This is a genomic window from Chitinibacter sp. SCUT-21, from assembly GCA_041874755.1.
Lineage (GTDB): Bacteria > Pseudomonadota > Gammaproteobacteria > Burkholderiales > Chitinibacteraceae > Chitinibacter.
The window spans coordinates 1,088,079-1,106,261 of the sequence record CP102611.1; the positions used below are offsets into that span (position 1 = coordinate 1,088,079).

At 52.0% G+C, this 18,183-nt stretch carries 15 protein-coding genes and 1 pseudogene; 11 read left to right on the forward strand and 5 right to left on the reverse strand.

The window, feature by feature from the left end:
* Nucleotides 1–17: 17 nt before the first annotated feature.
* The 5 genes and pseudogenes from glgA to glgB all read right to left on the reverse strand — a co-directional run bounded on the left by glgA (nucleotide 18) and on the right by glgB (nucleotide 8,694).
* Nucleotides 18–1,451: a glycogen synthase GlgA gene (gene glgA, locus NT239_04990; protein XGA72204.1), complete on the reverse strand. Its 1,434-nt coding sequence runs from the start codon at nucleotides 1,449–1,451 to the stop codon at nucleotides 18–20.
* 78 nt (nucleotides 1,452–1,529) lie between these two features.
* A complete protein-coding gene (gene glgC / locus NT239_04995) occupies nucleotides 1,530–2,807 on the reverse strand; it encodes a glucose-1-phosphate adenylyltransferase (protein XGA72205.1) in 1,278 nt (425 codons plus the stop codon).
* Nucleotides 2,808–2,867: 60 nt separating this feature from the next.
* Nucleotides 2,868–4,499 (reverse strand): alpha-D-glucose phosphate-specific phosphoglucomutase, encoded by a 1,632-nt coding sequence (locus NT239_05000; protein ID XGA72206.1) that lies wholly within the window; start codon nucleotides 4,497–4,499, stop codon nucleotides 2,868–2,870.
* Between the two features lie 17 nt (nucleotides 4,500–4,516).
* The gene (glgX, locus tag NT239_05005) at nucleotides 4,517–6,553 is read right to left on the reverse strand and encodes a glycogen debranching protein GlgX (protein ID XGA72207.1); all 2,037 of its coding nucleotides are present in this window, start codon (nucleotides 6,551–6,553) and stop codon (nucleotides 4,517–4,519) included.
* Nucleotides 6,550–8,694 (reverse strand): annotated as a pseudogene (gene glgB, locus NT239_05010) (1,4-alpha-glucan branching protein GlgB). Before glgB ends, glgX begins: the two are co-directional and overlap by 4 nt.
* A 221-nt stretch (nucleotides 8,695–8,915) precedes the next feature.
* On the opposite strand from glgB, the gene NT239_05015 reads away from it, so the two are divergent.
* The 11 genes from NT239_05015 (at nucleotide 8,916) to iscX (ending at nucleotide 18,125) form a co-directional block, all read left to right on the forward strand.
* A complete protein-coding gene (locus NT239_05015) occupies nucleotides 8,916–10,547 on the forward strand; it encodes an alpha-glucosidase family protein (GenBank protein XGA72208.1) in 1,632 nt (543 codons plus the stop codon).
* 184 nt (nucleotides 10,548–10,731) lie between these two features.
* The gene (gene cysE / locus NT239_05020) at nucleotides 10,732–11,484 is read left to right on the forward strand and encodes a serine O-acetyltransferase (protein XGA72209.1); all 753 of its coding nucleotides are present in this window, start codon (nucleotides 10,732–10,734) and stop codon (nucleotides 11,482–11,484) included.
* A gap of 275 nt (nucleotides 11,485–11,759) precedes the next feature.
* Complete coding sequence (gene iscR / locus NT239_05025; protein XGA72210.1) at nucleotides 11,760–12,236, forward strand: Fe-S cluster assembly transcriptional regulator IscR; 477 nt, start codon at nucleotides 11,760–11,762, stop codon at nucleotides 12,234–12,236.
* Nucleotides 12,237–12,277: 41 nt separating this feature from the next.
* Nucleotides 12,278–13,492: an IscS subfamily cysteine desulfurase gene (locus NT239_05030; protein ID XGA72211.1), complete on the forward strand. Its 1,215-nt coding sequence runs from the start codon at nucleotides 12,278–12,280 to the stop codon at nucleotides 13,490–13,492.
* A 285-nt stretch (nucleotides 13,493–13,777) separates the two neighbouring features.
* Nucleotides 13,778–14,161 carry a Fe-S cluster assembly scaffold IscU gene (gene iscU / locus NT239_05035; protein XGA72212.1) on the forward strand — a complete coding sequence of 128 codons (384 nt, stop codon included), beginning with the start codon at nucleotides 13,778–13,780 and terminating at the stop codon, nucleotides 14,159–14,161.
* Between the two features lie 69 nt (nucleotides 14,162–14,230).
* Complete coding sequence (gene iscA, locus NT239_05040) at nucleotides 14,231–14,554, forward strand: iron-sulfur cluster assembly protein IscA (GenBank protein XGA72213.1); 324 nt, start codon at nucleotides 14,231–14,233, stop codon at nucleotides 14,552–14,554.
* Nucleotides 14,555–14,623: 69 nt separating this feature from the next.
* A complete protein-coding gene (gene hscB / locus NT239_05045; GenBank protein ID XGA72214.1) occupies nucleotides 14,624–15,154 on the forward strand; it encodes a Fe-S protein assembly co-chaperone HscB in 531 nt (176 codons plus the stop codon).
* Entirely contained in the window at nucleotides 15,129–15,557 is a 429-nt protein-coding gene (locus NT239_05050) for a hypothetical protein (protein XGA72215.1), read from the forward strand. The genes hscB and NT239_05050 overlap by 26 nt, the downstream gene beginning before the upstream one ends.
* Nucleotides 15,558–15,613: 56 nt before the next feature.
* On the forward strand, nucleotides 15,614–17,470 hold the full coding sequence (gene hscA, locus NT239_05055) for a Fe-S protein assembly chaperone HscA (protein ID XGA72216.1): 1,857 nt from the start codon (nucleotides 15,614–15,616) through the stop codon (nucleotides 17,468–17,470).
* Between the two features lie 57 nt (nucleotides 17,471–17,527).
* The gene (gene fdx / locus NT239_05060) at nucleotides 17,528–17,866 is read left to right on the forward strand and encodes an ISC system 2Fe-2S type ferredoxin (GenBank protein ID XGA72217.1); all 339 of its coding nucleotides are present in this window, start codon (nucleotides 17,528–17,530) and stop codon (nucleotides 17,864–17,866) included.
* 64 nt (nucleotides 17,867–17,930) lie between these two features.
* Complete coding sequence (gene iscX, locus NT239_05065) at nucleotides 17,931–18,125, forward strand: Fe-S cluster assembly protein IscX (GenBank protein XGA72218.1); 195 nt, start codon at nucleotides 17,931–17,933, stop codon at nucleotides 18,123–18,125.
* Nucleotides 18,126–18,183 lie beyond the last annotated feature (58 nt).

Sequence of the window (18,183 nt, forward strand, 5' to 3'; positions counted from 1 at the left end):
GCCCGTCAAACCATTCCTTAAGCACCAATGGCGCGGTATAGCTGTAAATATTGCTCGGCCGCGGCGTGCCAGCCGAAGTCACAGCTCATCGCCGTTTTTCTAACCGCCTTCCATTCTTTCGGTCTTGCCCATAGCGCAAACATTCTACGGATACCCTGGGTGAGTGCTTCGCCAGAGAACACATCAAAAGCAGCCCCCGTGGCAATACCCTCTTGTAAATTCTCTAAACTACAATCCACTACCGTATCAGCCAAACCACCTACGCGCCGCACCAAGGGCAAAGCGCCGTATTTAAGGCCGTACAACTGCGTTAAACCACAAGGCTCAAAGCGACTCGGCACCATAATCACGTCCGCCGCCGCCATCAATTGGTGAGAGAACGCTTCGTCGTAGCCAATCTTGACGGCGATCTGGCTTGGATTTTCAGCAGCCGCAACGCGAAACGCCGCTTCCATTTGCGCATCCCCACTACCCAGCAAGGCAAATTGCCCGCCGCGCTGGGTAATTTCGTGCAAACGCTCTAGCACCAAGTGCAGGCCTTTTTGCTCGGTTAAACGGCTAACCACGATAAACAGCGGCGCATCAGGGTTCTCTTGCAGACCCATTGCCTGCTGCAGCGCCGCTTTGCATTTAGCTTTACCGGAGAGTTTTTCAGCCGAATATGGGCTGACAATTAAGGAGTCAGTAGCGGGATTCCAGATGGAATCGTCAACACCATTGAGCACGCCCGATAGCGCTTCGCCACGATCACGTAATAAACCATCCAGCCCACAGCCTTGCTCGTCACCGGTAATTTCACGTGCGTAGCTCGGTGACACTGTTGTGACACGATCTGAGTAATAAATCCCCGCTTTCATAAACGACAAATGGCCATGAAATTCCAAACCATTCACGCTAAAAAAATGCGCCGGCAAATCCAATGCAGAAAAATCAGCCGGCGAGAAAACGCCTTGATACGCCAGATTATGAATCGTAAATACCGTACGCGCCGGATGCCCAACTGCAGCGATATACGCAGGGGCAAGTCCGGCATGCCAATCGTGCGCATGCACGACGCTCGGCCGCCAATATGGATCAGCCCCTTCTGCCAAACGCGCAGCCACCCAACCCAACACGGCAAAGCGTAGGTGATTGTCTGCGTATGGATGTTGATTGCCGTCTTGATAAGGATTGCCACCACGCGCGTATAAATGGGGTGCATCAATCGCGTACACGCCAACGCCCTGCTCGGTGTAGCCAAAAACAATGCGCACATCACCCGCAAAACAGTGCAAATGAGCAACTTCGCCCGAGATATTTAGCCCATCCATAATCGCAGGAAAACCCGGCAACAACACACGAACATCGGCGCCCTGTTTGCCCAAAGCCAAAGGCAAAGCCCCACTGACATCTGCTAAGCCGCCCGTTTTAAGCAGCGGAAACATCTCGGCGCAAACATGTAAAATTTGCATCAGTACATCCTCTCTTGACCCTTAACGTCATTCTTTGAAATACTGCCATCACTGAATGACGGCAAGATGGCACTGGCATTATTTCAATTTGGCCAACATATCTTTGGTAATCAAGGTAACGCCACCTTCAGAGCGATAAAAACGACGAGCATCGTCTTCGGCGTTTTCACCAACGATCAAGTTTTCAGGAATCTCGCAGCCACGATCGATCACACAACGGCGCAAACGCGAACCACGCCCGACGGTGACCTGCGGCAAAATCACCGCCGAATCAATGGTGCAGAATGAATGCACGCGCACTTGTGAAAAGAGCACAGAATTAATCACCAGCGAGCCCGACACAATACAACCGCCGGATACCAAGGAGTTCAGGGTCATGCCGTGGCTGCCGTTACGATCTTGCACGAATTTGGCTGGCGGCAATTGCTCTTGCAGCGTCCAGATTGGCCAAGCTTCATCATAAACATCAAGTTCTGGCGTGACTGAGGCCAAATCGAGATTGGCTTCCCAATACGCATCCACAGTACCAACATCACGCCAGTAAGGTTGCGCGTTTTGATCTTCCAGCACGCACGACAGGCCAAATGGATGCGCAAATGCTTTGCCTTCCGACACAGCTTTCGGGATCAAATCTTTACCAAAATCGTGCGTTGAGCCTTCAAGCTTGATGTCTTCTTCCAATAGGCGCTCAAGGTAGGCGGTATTGAAGATGTAAATCCCCATCGACGCCAAAGACACATCGTCTTTACCCGGCATCGCAGGCGGATCAGCTGGCTTTTCAACAAAAGCCGAAATTTTGCGATCTTCGCCAATGGCCATCACGCCAAAGGCGCTCGCCTCTTTGCGCGGCACTTCGATACACGCCACAGTCACTTCAGCGCCGAGCAGCACATGGTCCACCAACATGCGCGAGTAATCCATTTTATAAATATGATCACCCGCCAGAATCACGACGTAATCAGAACGATAGGTACGCAAAATATCCAAGTTCTGATAAATCGCGTCGGCCGTGCCGCGATACCAGTGCTCTTCATCAACGCGTTGCTGTGCGGGCAATACGTCGACAAATTCGTTCATTTCATTACGCAAGAACGACCACCCGCGTTGCAAATGGCGCATCAGCGAGTGTGATTTATATTGCGTAATCACACCGATGCGGCGAATACCCGAGTTAATACAATTGGAAAGCGCAAAATCGATAATCCGAAATTTACCGCCAAAATACACGCCAGGCTTGGCGCGATGATCTGTCAAAGCCTTCAGGCGTGAACCACGCCCGCCTGCCAACACTAAGGCCACGGCACGGTTCGGTAATTGGCGGGCTAGGGTTGCTTTATCAATCAACTGGACTTCCATTCTTCCTCTCCTGAATTGCCGTGGTCGGCTTTACGCTTATTTTTTTGGGGATTAAACCGTTTAGGTCACAACAGTCGGTTGTTCGCGGCCTGTGCGTTCGTTAATTTGCGCGACTTGTGCGGCGATTTGGATCAAATCGGCCAGCGCAGTTTGCGTGGCAATCGAGTGCTTGCTGGTATCAGCTTCGAATTTCTCGAGGTAAACCCGCAGCGTTGCGCCTTCAGTACCGGTGCCAGAAAGTCGGAACACCACACGGCTGCCATCGGTAAAGATAATCCGGATGCCTTGTTTTTCGCTGCGCGAGCCATCGACCGAATCGTCGTAGGCAAAGTCGTCGGCTAGCGCCACGGTATAGCTGCCAAATGCTTGGCCAGCCAGACTTGCCAACTGGCTGCGCAAATGCGCCATCAAACCATTGGCCGCATCGGTATCGAGCGCTTCGTAATCGTGACGAGAATAGAAATGGCGACCATAAGTTTGCCAGTGCGCCGTGACGATTTCTTCAACCGATTTGCCGGTGACCGCCAGCAAATTGAGCCAGAACAACACCGCCCACACGCCGTCTTTTTCGCGCACATGGCCAGAACCGGTGCCGTAGCTTTCTTCGCCGCACAAGGTCACTTTGCCTGCGTCGAGCAAATTGCCAAAAAACTTCCAACCCGTTGGCGTCTCAAAACACGGCAAGCCCAGTTTGTTCGCCACCGCATCCACCGCGCACGACGTTGGCATTGAACGCGCTACGCCTGCGATACCGCCCGCATAGCCTTTGATCAAAGTCGCATTAGCCGCCATCACCGCCAAACTATCCGATGGCGTCACGATAAAGTTGCGGCCCAAAATCATATTGCGATCAGCATCGCCATCGCTGGCCGCGCCAAAATCGGGGGCATCGGCAGCTGTTAGGTGCGCGACCAGATCGTCGGCATACACAGGGTTAGGATCGGGATGCAGGCCACCAAAATCTTCCAGCGGCACGCCATTGACGACGGTGCCTTTTGGCGCGCCAAGCAGGCCTTCGATAATGCGCGTTGCATACGGGCCAGAAGCGGCGCACATCGCGTCAAAGCGCATCCGTTTGCCGCTAGCAAACCACGCGCGAATCGCAGCAAAATCAAACAGGCTTTCCATCAATTCGGCGTAATCGCTAACCGGATCAATCACCACAACCTGCATACCTCCAAGGGTATATTCACCTAGCGCTTCAATATCAATATCTGCAGCGCTATACGTGTGATATTCGCTAATTGTCGTCGTACGCTGATAAATCGCTTCGGTGATTTTCTCAGGCGCTGGACCGCCGTTAGTCACGTTATATTTAATACCAAAATCACCGTCAGGGCCGCCGGGATTGTGCGAAGCCGACAATACAATCCCGCCCACCGCGCCGTGCTTGCGAATCACGCAGCTGACCGCTGGCGTTGACAACAATGCCCCCTGCCCAACCAGCACTTTGGCAACGCCATTGGCGGCGGCCATTTTCAAAATGGTCTGCACTGCAGCGCGGTTGTGGTATCGACCGTCTCCGCCCAGCACCAGCGTGCCACCTTTGAGCTCTGGCACGACGTCAAAAATCGCTTGAACAAAGTTTTCTAAATAACCTGCTTGTTGAAATACCAGTACTTTTTTGCGCAGTCCCGAAGTACCTGGGCGCTGACCAGCAAAAACTTGTGTTGCTACTGACGTGATACTCATTACTTAACCTCTAAGTGTTATTTCTTTATCGCTAAAATCGTAATACTTCGAGCCGCGACTCGACAATCGCGCCCCGAGAAATCGGATTGGGTGTCCCCTGTGCTCGCAAGACGGATGTACCAAACACCCTCTTGCAGCGCTGGCAAATGGAAATGGACTTGATGCGCGGAAGCATTCATCAGTACTAAAAATTGATTCGATAACAGCACCATCATGGCACGTCCGCCATGATCGTCCCAATCATGCGCTTGCATTGGACTAGCGGAAGGATTTAACCAAACGACATCCGTCACCCCTGCATCATTGGGTTGACTGGTCCACCATTCATTCTGATTTAGCGCCTGACACTCGCGCCGAATAGCAATCAGCTGTGCAATATAGTCCGTTAACTCATGATCTGCTTGTGCCCAATCGAGCCAAGTGATGGCGTTATTTTGGCAATAGGCATTGTTATTACCTTGCTGGGTATGAGCTAACTCATCCCCCGCCAACAGCATGGGGGTGCCTTGACTAAGCAATAAGGTCGCCAACATGGCTTTGCTCGCGCGTGCGCGCAGCAGGCAAATCCCATCATCACTGGAAGGACCTTCTACACCGCAATTCCAACTTAAATTGTGACCATGACCATCGCGGTTATGTTCTTTATTGGCGTGATTGTGTTTGTGGTTGTACGACACCAAATCGCGCAGCGTAAAACCATCGTGCGCGGTGATGAAATTGAGGCTCGCCTCAGGTTTGCGGCGGCCTTTGTGGAAAGTATCGCTCGAGGCCGCAAAGCGGCGTGCAAACATGGCGCGTGTTACACCATCGTGCAGCCAGAACTTGCGCATTACATCGCGATATTGGTCGTTCCATTCGAGCCAGCCGACCGGAAAATGCCCCAGTTGATAGCCGCCAACGCCAATATCCCACGGCTCGGCAATCAGTTTGACCGCTGATAAAACCGGATCTTGCGCAATGGCCGAAAAGAACGGCGCAAAGTGCGTAAATTTACCGTCCAGCCGCCCCAAGATCGGCGCTAAATCAAAGCGAAAACCATCAACGTGGCATTCATTCACCCAATAGCGCAGGCTATCCATCACCATTTGCAAGACACGTGGATGGCTGATATTGAGCACATTGCCGCAGCCGGTCCAGTTTTCGTATTGCTCCGGATGCTGCGCATTGAGCACGTAGTAATTGGCGTTGTCGATTCCGCGAAACGACAGCGTCGGCCCCAAGGCGTCGCTTTCTGCGGTATGGTTAAACACCACGTCGAGAATCACCTCGATACCCGCCGCGTGCAAGGCTTTGACCATGTCGCGAAATTCGCCCAAGGGCGTCGTTCCCGCGCGGCCCGACCAATACGTCGTCTCTGGCGTGAAGAAACTGAGCGTGTTGTAGCCCCAATAGTTTTGCAGACCCAATTGCTGCAAGCGCGGCTCGTCGGAGTGCAAATGCACGGGCAGTAATTCAATCGCAGAAATGCCCAGCTTTTGGTAATGCGCAATCATCACCGGATGCGCCACAGCCGCGTAGCTGCCGCGAACCTCTGCGGGGATTTCGGGGTGCAATTGCGTTAAGCCACGCACATGCGCCTCATAGATCACCGTCGTTGCCCACGGCGTTTTTAATTGCGCATCATCACCCCAATCATACGGCTCGGAGACAACGATTCCTTTGGGTGCGCCGAGGGTATTGTCTCGTGTATTAATCTGAGCATGATCAAGCGAGTCATACCCCAAATGGGCATCGTCAATGCGATAGTGCCCCCACACGGCTTTGGCGTACGGATCGAGCAAGATTTTATTCGGGTTAAAGCGATGGCCACGCTGCGGCGCATACTCACCGCTCACGCGATAACCATAAATCAAGCCTGGCTGTGCATCGGGCAAATAGCCATGCCAGATGCCATGCGTACATTCGGGTAAAGCAATACGCGCTGTTTCTACGCAGCCAGTGGCGTCAAACAAGCACAACTCAACTTGGCTGGCGTTTTCACTAAACAGCGCAAAATTCACCCCATCGCCATCAAAGGTCGCACCCAATGGATAAGGTGTCCCTGACTCGATCATGCTTGCGCACTCCAGCGCAGATAAACCGTCGCCAATGGAGGTATCGTCATGCAAACCGAATCAGTTCTACCATGCGAAGCAATACCCTCAGTAGGTAAAACTAAATTACCAGTATTGCTGCCGCCATAATATTCAGAATCAGAATTCAAGATTTCGGTATACACCCCGCCACGCGGCACGCCTAAGCGATAACCGTGGCGCGGTACTGGCGTGAAGTTACTGACGACGACGATAAAATCATCAGCATGTTCACCTTTGCGGACAAAGCTGAAAATCGAGTTATCCGCATCATCGTGGCTAATCCACTCAAAGCCACGATGATCAAAATCGATCTGGTACAACGCCGGAGAATCGCGATAGACGCGGTTCAAATCGCGTACCAAATGCTGCACGCCACGGTGCCATTGGTTATCTTGATCGTCGACCAAATGCCAATCTAGGCTGGTGTCGTGATTCCACTCGCGGCCTTGCGCAAATTCGCAACCCATAAACAGCAATTTTTTACCCGGATGCGCCCACATATACGCGTAATACGCGCGCAAATTGGCGAACTGCTGCCAGCAATCGCCGGGCATTTTGGCGAGCATCGAGCCTTTACCGTGCACCACTTCGTCGTGCGAAATCGGCAGCACAAAATTCTCGCTAAATGCGTACACCAAGCCAAAAGTCATATGGTGATGATGGTATTTACGATGCACCGGGTCTTGCTGCATATAGCGCAGCGTGTCGTTCATCCAGCCCATATTCCATTTGTAATGAAAGCCCAAGCCGCCCATCGCGGGTGGGCGCGATACCGATGGAAAGGCCGTTGATTCTTCGGCCAGCGTAATCGCCTCAGGCCGCTCAACGCCAACGACTTCATTCATGCGGCGCATAAAGTCGATCGCTTCCAGGTTTTCGCGCCCGCCAAACTGATTTGGCACCCATTCGCCGTCTTTGCGTGAATAATCTCGATACAGCATCGACGCTACCGCATCAACACGCAAGCCATCAATGCCGTAACGCTCAATCCAATACAGCGCATTGCCGATCAGGTAGTTGCGAACTTCATTGCGACCGAAGTTGTAAATCAGCGTATTCCAGTCTTGATGAAAACCTTCGCGCGGATCGCTATGCTCATACAAATGCGAGCCGTCAAATTGCGCCAAGCCATGCGTATCAGTCGGGAAATGGCCCGGCACCCAGTCCAGAATCACACCGATGCCATTCTCATGTGCCGTTTGTACCAAATGGCGGAAGTCTTCTGGGGTACCAAAGCGAGAGGTAGGTGCATAAATGCCTAGTGGCTGATACCCCCACGAACCATCAAATGGATGCTCATTGACTGGCAATAATTCAATATGGGTAAAGCCCATATATTTCACGTAATCAATCAACTCGACCGCTAGTTCGCGGTAGCTTAACCAGCGGTTGCCTTCTTCGGGGCGGCGACGCCATGAACCCAAATGCACTTCATAGATTGAGATCGGTGCATTCAGCGCATTCGCTTGCTTGCGAGTTTGCGTGCCTTCTACCCAAGCTGGCAATTTCGCTACGCGCGACGCCGTCGCAGGGCGCATTTCGGCGGAGAAACCATAGGGGTCGGCCTTAATCTGCAAGGCGCCGTGTTGATCGATAATTTCGTACTTATACCCCTGCCCTGCTTGCACATTGGGCAAGAAGATTTCCCACACGCCACATTCACGGCGCAGACGCATCACATGCCGGCGACCATCCCAGTAATTAAAATCGCCCACTACCGACACGCGGCGCGCATTCGGTGCCCACACGGCAAACGCCACGCCATCAACACCATCAATCGTACGAAAATGCGTACCGAGGCGCTCGTACGGGCGCAATTGATTGCCTTCGGCCAAGAGCCATAAATCCATATCGCCGAGCACAGGCGGAAAACGATAAGGATCTTCGATATCAACCGTTTCACCATGCCAAGTCACCCGCAAGCGATAGGCAAAATGGTTTTTGCGGCGTGGCACTGCCACGGCAAAAAAACCTCGCTCATCGAGCTTCTCGAGTTGAGCAAGCGTTTTGCCGGTTTTACTTTCAACCAATGCACATTCAGCGGCATCAGGCAGCCAAGTACGAACTTGCAAAACGCCATCGCAAAGATGCATACCTAAGAAGGAAAAAGGATCTGCGTGCTGGCCTGCACACACCGCGGCAATTTGTGCAGAATCGATTGAAATCATTCACGCCTCAAGGTTGGAGTTGTTTTCTTGCGTAATTATTATTTATAGTCAAACCAATCAGTTTGCATTGCACAAGAATCTTATTCTCACAGCTTACTACGTTGCAAGCATTGTAGGGAAAAACCCGAATAATTCCGATAAAATTACACACATCACCAGCAAGGATATAAACCATGGCAAAGAAAAACCCAGATTGGTGGCGCGGCGCCGTGATTTACCAAATCTATCCGCGCAGTTTTCAGGATAGCAATGGTGATGGAGTCGGTGATTTACCCGGCATTTTGAGCAAAATGCCGTATTTGGCCGCACTGAAAGTCGACGCGATCTGGATTTCGCCTTTCTTTAAATCGCCAATGGCTGATTTTGGCTACGACGTCAGCGATTATCGCGATGTCGATCCTTTATTTGGCAGCTTGGATGATTTTGATGCGCTATTGAAAGCCGCGCACAAGGCCAAAATCAAAATCATCATTGATCAAGTCCTCTCGCACACATCGGAAGAGCACGCTTGGTTTAAAGAAAGTCGCTGCTCGCGCAACAACGCCAAAGCCGATTGGTACGTCTGGGCTGATCCCAAACCCGATGGCACGCCACCGAATAATTGGCTGTCGGTATTTGGTGGTAGCGCATGGCAGTGGGATAGCCGCCGTTGCCAGTATTACTTACATAATTTTTTGACCAGCCAGCCGGATCTGAACTTTCATAATAAAGAAGTACAAAAAGCCATTTTGGGCGAAGTGGAATTCTGGCTACAACGCGGCGTCAATGGCTTTCGTTTTGACGCGTGCATTTTCCATTTTCACGATCAGCAATTGCGCAATAATCCAGCGGCCTTGGTTGCCGATACCAGTAGCGTCGCCGCGACTAATCCTTATGGCATGCAGCAACATTTGTACGATAAATCGCAGCCGGAAAATATTAAATTTCTAAAAAAGCTGCGCAAACTATTAAATAAATACGACGCAGCCAGCGTCGGTGAAATTGGCGACGATGACTCGCCCAGCCGCATGGCCGAATACACCGAAGGCGGCGATAAATTTCATCAAGCGTATAGCTTTGATTTACTCACCGACACCTTCACTGCGGCGCACATCCGCAAGCAAGTCGAAACGATGGAACACAAATTTGCCCAACTCGAAAAACCGGGCTGGATGTGCTGGTCGATCGGCAATCATGATGTGCCGCGCGTCGCCACCCGTTGGGGTAAAAATGCAGGCGGAGCGCAATTTTCAAAATTGATGATCGCCTTGCAAGGCAGTTTGCGCGGCTCATTTTGCATGTATCAGGGCGATGAGCTGGGCCTAACCGAGGCCGACATCCCGTATGAGTTATTGCAAGACCCATACGGCAAAGCATTTTGGCCCGAATTTAAAGGCCGCGATGGTTGCCGCACACCGATGGCTTGGGAAGCAGCAAAATTAAACGCCGGCTTTAGCACTGGTTCGCCATGGCTACCTATTCCGCCTGAACACGCGCGAGTCGCCGCGGACACGCAAGAAAAGCCGCGTGAATCCATTTTAAATTTCACCCGCCGCTTTTTAGCTTGGCGACGTAAACAAGACATTTTGATTCGAGGAGATATTCACTTTTTTGCTGCGCCAGAACCAATTTTGCTGTTCGAGCGGCAACTGAACCAAGACAAAGTGTTGGTCGCCTTTAACCTAAGCGCGCAAGCACAAACCATCGATTTGCCCAAAGGCTGGAGCAAAATCACTGCGATGGATGGTCATGGCTTGATGGGGGGCGCGGTCAATAAAAAACAAATCGTGCTGCAGCCTTGGGGTGGCTATTTCGGGCAAAAATAATTGCATGGCATTGTGGCTGCAAATTAGTTTTGCAGCCACACCAAGGTATATTGACGGAGCAAGCGCAATTCAATACTTAGAGAGATATACCCACACATAATCTCGGCCGTTCCCCAAGCCTACCAAGCCCAGCAAAAACCGAGTAAAATACTCAGTCTTTCTTGGCTCTCACAGACTCACTACCATGCTAGCCCGATTGCGTGAAAATATTCGCGTGGTTTTTGACCGCGACCCTGCCGCCCGCTCGACGCTGGAAGTGGTGACCTGTTACCCAGGTTTTCATGCGCTCACGCTACATATTTTGGCGCATGGCCTGTGGGTGCGAAATTTCAAACTGCTGGCCCGCATGGTTTCGCACATCACACGCTTTTTAACTGGCATCGAAATTCACCCCGGCGCAACGATAGGTCGCCGTGTGTTTATCGATCACGGCATGGGCATTGTGATTGGTGAAACCGCCGAAATTGGCGACGATTGCACGCTGTATCACGGCGTAACGCTCGGCGGTACCTCGTGGAATCACGGCAAGCGCCACCCTACTTTAGGCAAAGGCGTCATCATCGGGGCTGGCGCCAAAATTCTCGGCCCGATCACGCTGCACGACGGCGCGAAAGTTGGCTCTAACGCCGTTGTGGTGAAAGACGTTCCGGCGAACGCGACGGCGATTGGTATTCCTGCGCGCATTTTGGCGGCGCAAATCGAACAAGCGCGCGAAGAAAAAGCCGAGCAGCTCGGTTTTTCAGCTTACGGCGTTGGTGCAGATATGAACGACCCGATGGTCAAAGCCATTCACGGCCTACTCGATCATTCGGTCACCACCGATAAACGCTTGGAAATGGTGTTGGCACGACTAGAGCAACTGGGCGTTGATTGTGCCGAAGAGCGCGCCACGGCAGATAAATTTGACCCGACTTATCTGAACAAGATTGTTGATTGAACCCACGCAAGTTCACCCTAGCTCTATCCACTGGGATAGGCAGTACTGGCGCAGCGAGGCCCCCTCTCAAGGAGAGGGCGGGGGGAGTGGGAATAAAACATATTGGCGGCAAAGCCCAGCCCAAGCCAGACAGACATGGCTTTGCCATGGCTTGTAAATGATGATGGTCAAGCAAAACAATCGACAAACCCGACTAATTCAGTCGGGTTTTTACTTGACCAATTTAGTCGGGCTTTGATACCATTGAGCCACGTTCAAAACAGCAAGGAAATCCCATGCGCTTGACCACAAAAGGCCGCTTCGCCGTGACTGCGATGCTGGATTTGGCGCTGCGCCAAGCCAATGGCCCCGTCACGCTAGCGGGGATTAGCGAGCGCCAGCATATTTCGCTGTCTTACCTTGAACAATTGTTTGGTAAGCTGCGCCGCCGTGAATTGGTTGAAAGTGTCCGTGGCCCCGGTGGCGGCTACTGTCTAGCCCGTGCCGCCTGTGAGATCACCGTCGCCGAAATCATCCAAGCGGTCGACGAGCCGATCGACGCCACGCAATGCGGTGGCCGCGAAAATTGCCGCGATGAATCGCGCTGCATGACGCACGATTTGTGGACTGAGCTGAACTCAACCATCCACGGCTTTTTATCTGAAGTGACCTTGGCAAGCTTAATCGAAAAACAGCAAGAAAAAGCCAAACGCTGTAGCGATACGCTCAGCATTGTCAAAGACCAACGCCATTCCTTACTGAATGCCCATTAATACTTGTTTCGCTATTGCCTTACGCTATTGGAGCAACGCTCATGACTCAGCAAAAACCAATCTATCTTGACTACTCAGCAACGACGCCAGTCGATCCACGCGTTGCAGCCAAGATGATTCCTTACCTCACCGAGATGTTTGGCAACCCTGCCAGCCGCTCGCACCCATTCGGTTGGGAGTCAGAAGCGGCGGTTGAAGACGCGCGTGAGGAAGTGGCAAAGCTGGTCAACTGCGATCCAAAAGAAATCGTTTTCACTTCAGGCGCCACTGAGTCAATCAACTTGGCACTCAAAGGTGCAGCTCACTTCTACCAAACTAAAGGCAAGCACATCATCACGGTAAAAACCGAGCACAAAGCCACGCTCGACACGGTGCGTGAACTTGAGCGCGAAGGTTTTGAAGCGACGTATATGGACGTGCAAGAAAATGGCTTGCTCGATCTGGAAGCGCTCAAAGCGGCGATCCGCCCAGACACGATTTTGATTTCTGTGATGTCAGTGAACAACGAAATCGGCGTGATTCAAGACATCGCCACCATTGGCGAAATCTGCCGCGAGCGTGGCATTGTATTCCACGTCGATAGCGCGCAAGCGACTGGCAAAATTGCGCTGGATTTGGCGAGCCTGAAAGTCGATTTGATGAGTTTCTCGGCGCACAAAACTTACGGTCCAAAAGGCATCGGCGCACTGTACGTACGTCGTAAACCACGTATCCGCTTGGAAGCGCAAATGCACGGCGGCGGTCATGAGCGTGGTTTCCGCTCTGGCACTTTGGCAACGCACCAAATCGTCGGCATGGGCGAAGCGTTCCGTATTGCAAGGGAAGATATGGTTGAAGAAAACAAACGCATCGGCGCTTTGCGCGATCGTTTGTGGAATGGCCTGAAAGAAATCGAAGAAGTGCATTTGAACGGCGATATGAACCAGCGCGTGCCGCACAATTTGAACGTGAGCTTTAACTACGTTGAAGGCGAATCGCTGATTATGGCGCTGAAAGATCTGGCGGTGTCGTCAGGTTCGGCATGTACGTCAGCGTCGCTTGAGCCATCGTACGTCTTGCGCGCCTTGGGCCGCTCGGACGAACTGGCGCACAGCTCGATCCGCTTCACAATTGGCCGCTTTACCACGGAAGCCGAAATCGATTACGCGATTGAATTGATTAAATCGAAAATCGACAAGCTGCGCGCCTTGTCTCCGTTGTGGGATATGTACAAGGAAGGTATTGATATCAGTACCATCGAATGGGCTGCCCACTAAAAATTGACTGCGGCTCGTGACGCCATACGGCGTTGCGAAACCGCTTGTTTACAGCAGTAAACGGCGCGGCTTCGCGCCTTGTCTGGCATCACGATCCACGCCAATTTGCATGGACTTTTGCCAAACAAAAAAACGATCCACCGCAAAAGGTGGTTTGATTCTGGAAAGAATTTAAATATTCAAAAGTTTTCCAGCAAGGCACTTCAGGCGCAGACAGTACACCGAGTACGGCAAGCCGAAGTAACGCAGCTGGGGAACTTTTGATTTAGCTAAGAGGCACACGAAATGGCATATAGCGAACAAGTACTCGACCACTACGAAAACCCGCGCAACGTTGGCGCGTTTGAAAAAGGTGACGAAACCGTTGGCACCGGCATGGTTGGCGCGCCAGCCTGTGGCGACGTGATGAAGTTGCAGATTAAGGTTGGCGAAGACGGCTTGATCACCGACGCAAAATTTAAAACTTACGGTTGCGGCTCGGCGATTGCTTCGTCATCACTGGTGACCGAGTGGGTTAAAGGCAAAACTTTGGACGAAGCGTTGGCGATCAAAAACACCCAAATCGCCGAAGAATTGGCTTTGCCACCAGTCAAAATCCACTGCTCAATCTTGGCCGAAGACGCGATCAAAGCAGCAGTTGAAGACTACAAGCAAAAGCACAGCAAATAATTCCAAGGGTATTGCCCTGTAGCCATTTATAGCAAATAACTACAGAGCAATACCCCCAAGGAGCAAGTAATGGCATTGACATTAACTGAAGCGGCAGCAAAACACGTTAGCAATTTTATCGCCAAGCGCGGCAAAGGCTTGGGCATTCGCCTGGCGGTTAAAACCTCGGGCTGTTCGGGAATGGCTTACAAGCTGGAATTTGTCGACGTTGAAAACAGCGAAGATTTGGTATTTGAAAGTTTCGGCACCAAAATTTTTACCGATGCTAAATCGCTGGCGTATTTGGATGGCACTGAGCTTGATTACACCAAAGAAGGCCTGAACGAAGGCTTTAAATTCAACAACCCGAACGTGAAAAACGAATGTGGTTGTGGCGAGAGCTTTGGCGTTTAAACGCGGTTTCGGGGCGCGCGCACCTTGCGCCCCCGCCCTTCTGTCCTCTTCATTTAGATTCCGCCGCCCATGATCGATTTCAGCCAAAGCCATTTTGCCCTGTTTGGTTTACCGCAAACTTTTGCGCTCGACGCCAAAACCCTTGATACGCGTTACCGCGAGCAAGTGGCGCTGTATCATCCAGACAAATTTGCCACCGCCTCAGATGCCGAACGCCGCGCCAGCTTGCAAGCCGCAACGCACATCAACGAAGCGTATCAAACACTTAAATCAGCGCTACCGCGCGCGCGCTATTTGCTGCAACTGGCGGGCGTAGATACGCAAGAAGAAACCAATACGGCGATGCCGATGGATTTTCTGATGGCGCAAATGGAATGGCGCGAAAGCATAGCCGACGCGAAGGCAAGTAAAAATGTCGATGCGCTGGAAAACCTAGCGCGCGAAATGCGCGCCGAAATGCAGGCCCTGGAAGACAAACTCGCCGCGCAAATCGACGCGCAACAAGATTTTGCGAATGCGGCGATGAGCGTGCGAAAATTACGCTTTATGGAAAAGCTGGATCAGGAAATCGGCGATGCGATTGAAGCTGTTTTGTATTAAATACAGAGTTCTTATCATCGCAACGACCTTAGTGGGGCTGCTACTATCAGCCAGTGCAGGTTCGACCCAGCCTGTACCAGAGGAACAAAAATTAGAAATCAAAAAAAAACCTCAGTTTGAGTGCATTGAAATCAATGATAAAACAGAAAGAAGTAGCGTCATTGTGCATCGCATTAGGTGGCTTCCAACAATTAGAAACAAAGCTGGCTCGAACATTAGATTTGCAGTCAATTTTCAATTGAATAAGCATTGCGAGATTACAGATATAACGATGATTCAAAGTACAGGCAATAATGAGCTGGATGAATCAATCATGAAAGATTTACGAGAAGTTCGTTTGCCGATACAAGATTCAAACAAAGAAACAGAAAACGTCAAAATTAGATTCAGCGAAGGCCCGTAATACCCCTTTTCGTTAGGTCCTCCATCATTTCGTTGAAGTAAAAAAAGAGATAGAAAATGGCTTTGTTGCAAATCGCCGAACCGGGCATGAGCGCCGCACCGCACCAACATCGTTTGGCGGTGGGCATTGATTTGGGCACGACCAACTCTTTGGTTGCCACCGTCAAAAGCGGTAGCGCGGTTTGCCTGCCTGATCACGATGGCCGCACTTTGCTACCGTCAGTGGTGCATTACGGCAAAGACGATACCTTGCTGATCGGCCACGCCGCGCAAGCCAAGCAAAACGAAGACCCGAGCAATACCTTGGTGTCGGTGAAGCGCTTTATGGGTCGCGGCATTAACGATATCGCCGACTTGGCAACGCCGTACCGCTTCGTCGACGAGCCAGGCATGCTCAAATTGGTGACGCGTGCCGGCGTCAAAAGCCCGGTTGAAGTCTCAAGCGAGATCTTAAAAAATTTGAAACAGCGCGCGGAAGACAGCCTCGGTGGCGAGCTGGTTGGCGCGGTGATTACCGTACCAGCGTACTTCGACGACGCGCAGCGCCAAGCGACTAAAGACGCGGCCAAATTGGCGGGTTTGAATGTGTTGCGCTTGCTGAACGAGCCGACCGCAGCGGCGATTGCCTATGGCTTGGATAATGCGTCCGAAGGCACGTATGTGATTTACGACTTGGGCGGCGGCACGTTTGACGTGTCGATTCTGGAGCTGACTCGCGGCGTGTTTGAAGTGCGCGCAACTTCGGGTGACAGCCAACTCGGTGGTGATGATTTTGACCACCGCATTTACTGCTGGATTTTGGAGCAAGCCGATATTCATGGCCCGAACGCCAACGATCAGCGCCTATTGCTGACGCGCGCACGCGAAGCGAAAGAAACGCTAACCGACCGCGATAGCACGCGCATTACCGCCGTGTTGTCCGACGGTGCGGTGATCGATTTGGAATTGACCGCCGAACAGTTCCACAAAATGACGGCGCATCAAATCAGCAAAACGCTGTTGCCAGTCAAAAAAGCGCTGCGCGACGCGAAATTAACGATTGAAGACGTCAAAGGCGTGGTGCTCGTTGGCGGCGCAACGCGGATGCCGCATGTACGCAAAGCGGTACGCGAGTTGTTCGGCCAAGAACCGCTGACCAATCTCGACCCCGATAAAGTCGTGGCGATCGGCGCGGCGATTCAAGCGAATGTACTGGCGGGCAATAAGGGCGACGATGAGTGGTTGCTGCTCGACGTAATTCCGCTGTCGCTCGGTTTGGAAACGATGGGCGGCTTGGTCGAAAAAGTCATTCCGCGTAATAGCACCATCCCAACCGCGCGCGCGCAAGAATTCACGACGTTTAAAGACGGCCAAACAGCAATGGCGATTCATGTGCTGCAAGGCGAGCGTGAGCTCGTTAGCGATTGCCGCAGCTTGGCGCGGTTTGAATTGCGCGGCATTCCGCCGATGGTCGCTGGTGCGGCGCGTATTCGCGTCACATTCCAAGTCGACGCCGATGGCCTGCTGTCCGTTTCAGCGCGCGAGCAATCGACCGGCATTGAAGCGAGCATCGCCGTGAAACCATCGTACGGTTTGTCGGACGACGAAATCAGCCGCATGCTGACCGAATCGATGACGCACGCCAAAGATGACGTGCAAGCACGAAAATTGGCCGAAGCGCGCGTAGAAGCGCAAAGTATTATCACCGCAGTATTGGTCGCGCTCGATAGCGATGGCGATTTGATCGATGCGACGGAACGTGCCGCGATCGACGCCGCGATTGCCGCCTTGCAAAACGCCAGCGCCAATAATGACGCCGACGCGATTATCACGGGCACCGAACAATTGAACGCCGCAACGGGCGACTTTGCTAGCCGCCGTATGGACGCCGCAGTGAAACGTGGTTTGGCTGGCCAGAAAATTACCGATATTTAACGTTAAACCAAAAGCGCAGCCCACAGGCCGCCCTTTTGTCTAACTGAAGGAAAGAGCATGACCCAAATCGTTATTTTGCCGCACGCCACCCTTTGCCCCGATGGCGCGGTGCTCGACGTTGAGCCGGGCACGACCATTTGCGATGCGCTGCTCGCCAATGACATCGAAATCGAACACGCGTGTGAAAAATCGTGCGCCTGTACCACCTGCCATGTGCTGGTGCGCGAAGGCTTTAATAGCCTGAACGAAGCCGACGAGCTAGAAGAAGATCAGCTCGATAAAGCGTGGGGTTTGGAAGCATGCTCTCGCCTTTCCTGCCAAGCTGAAGTGGCCGATACTGATCTAGTGGTTGAATTGCCTAAATACACGATCAACCACGCGCGCGAACATCACTAAGAGTATCTGTCGCTAGAGCATAGGCCTATTAACCTAGCGAGCAATACACAGTAGGAGTATAAAGATGAAATGGACTGACACCCGCGATATCGCGATTGAGCTGGCTGATAAATACCCCGACGTTGATCCAAAAACCATCCGCTTTACTGATTTGCGCGATTGGGTTTTAGCTTTGGATGGCTTTGACGACGATCCAAAACATTGCGGCGAGAAAATCCTCGAAGCGATTCAAATGGTGTGGATGGACGAAGCGGAATAACCGTATACAAATCTAAAGCGAAATAGCCTATTTTTAACAGCGTGAGTGCAAACTCACG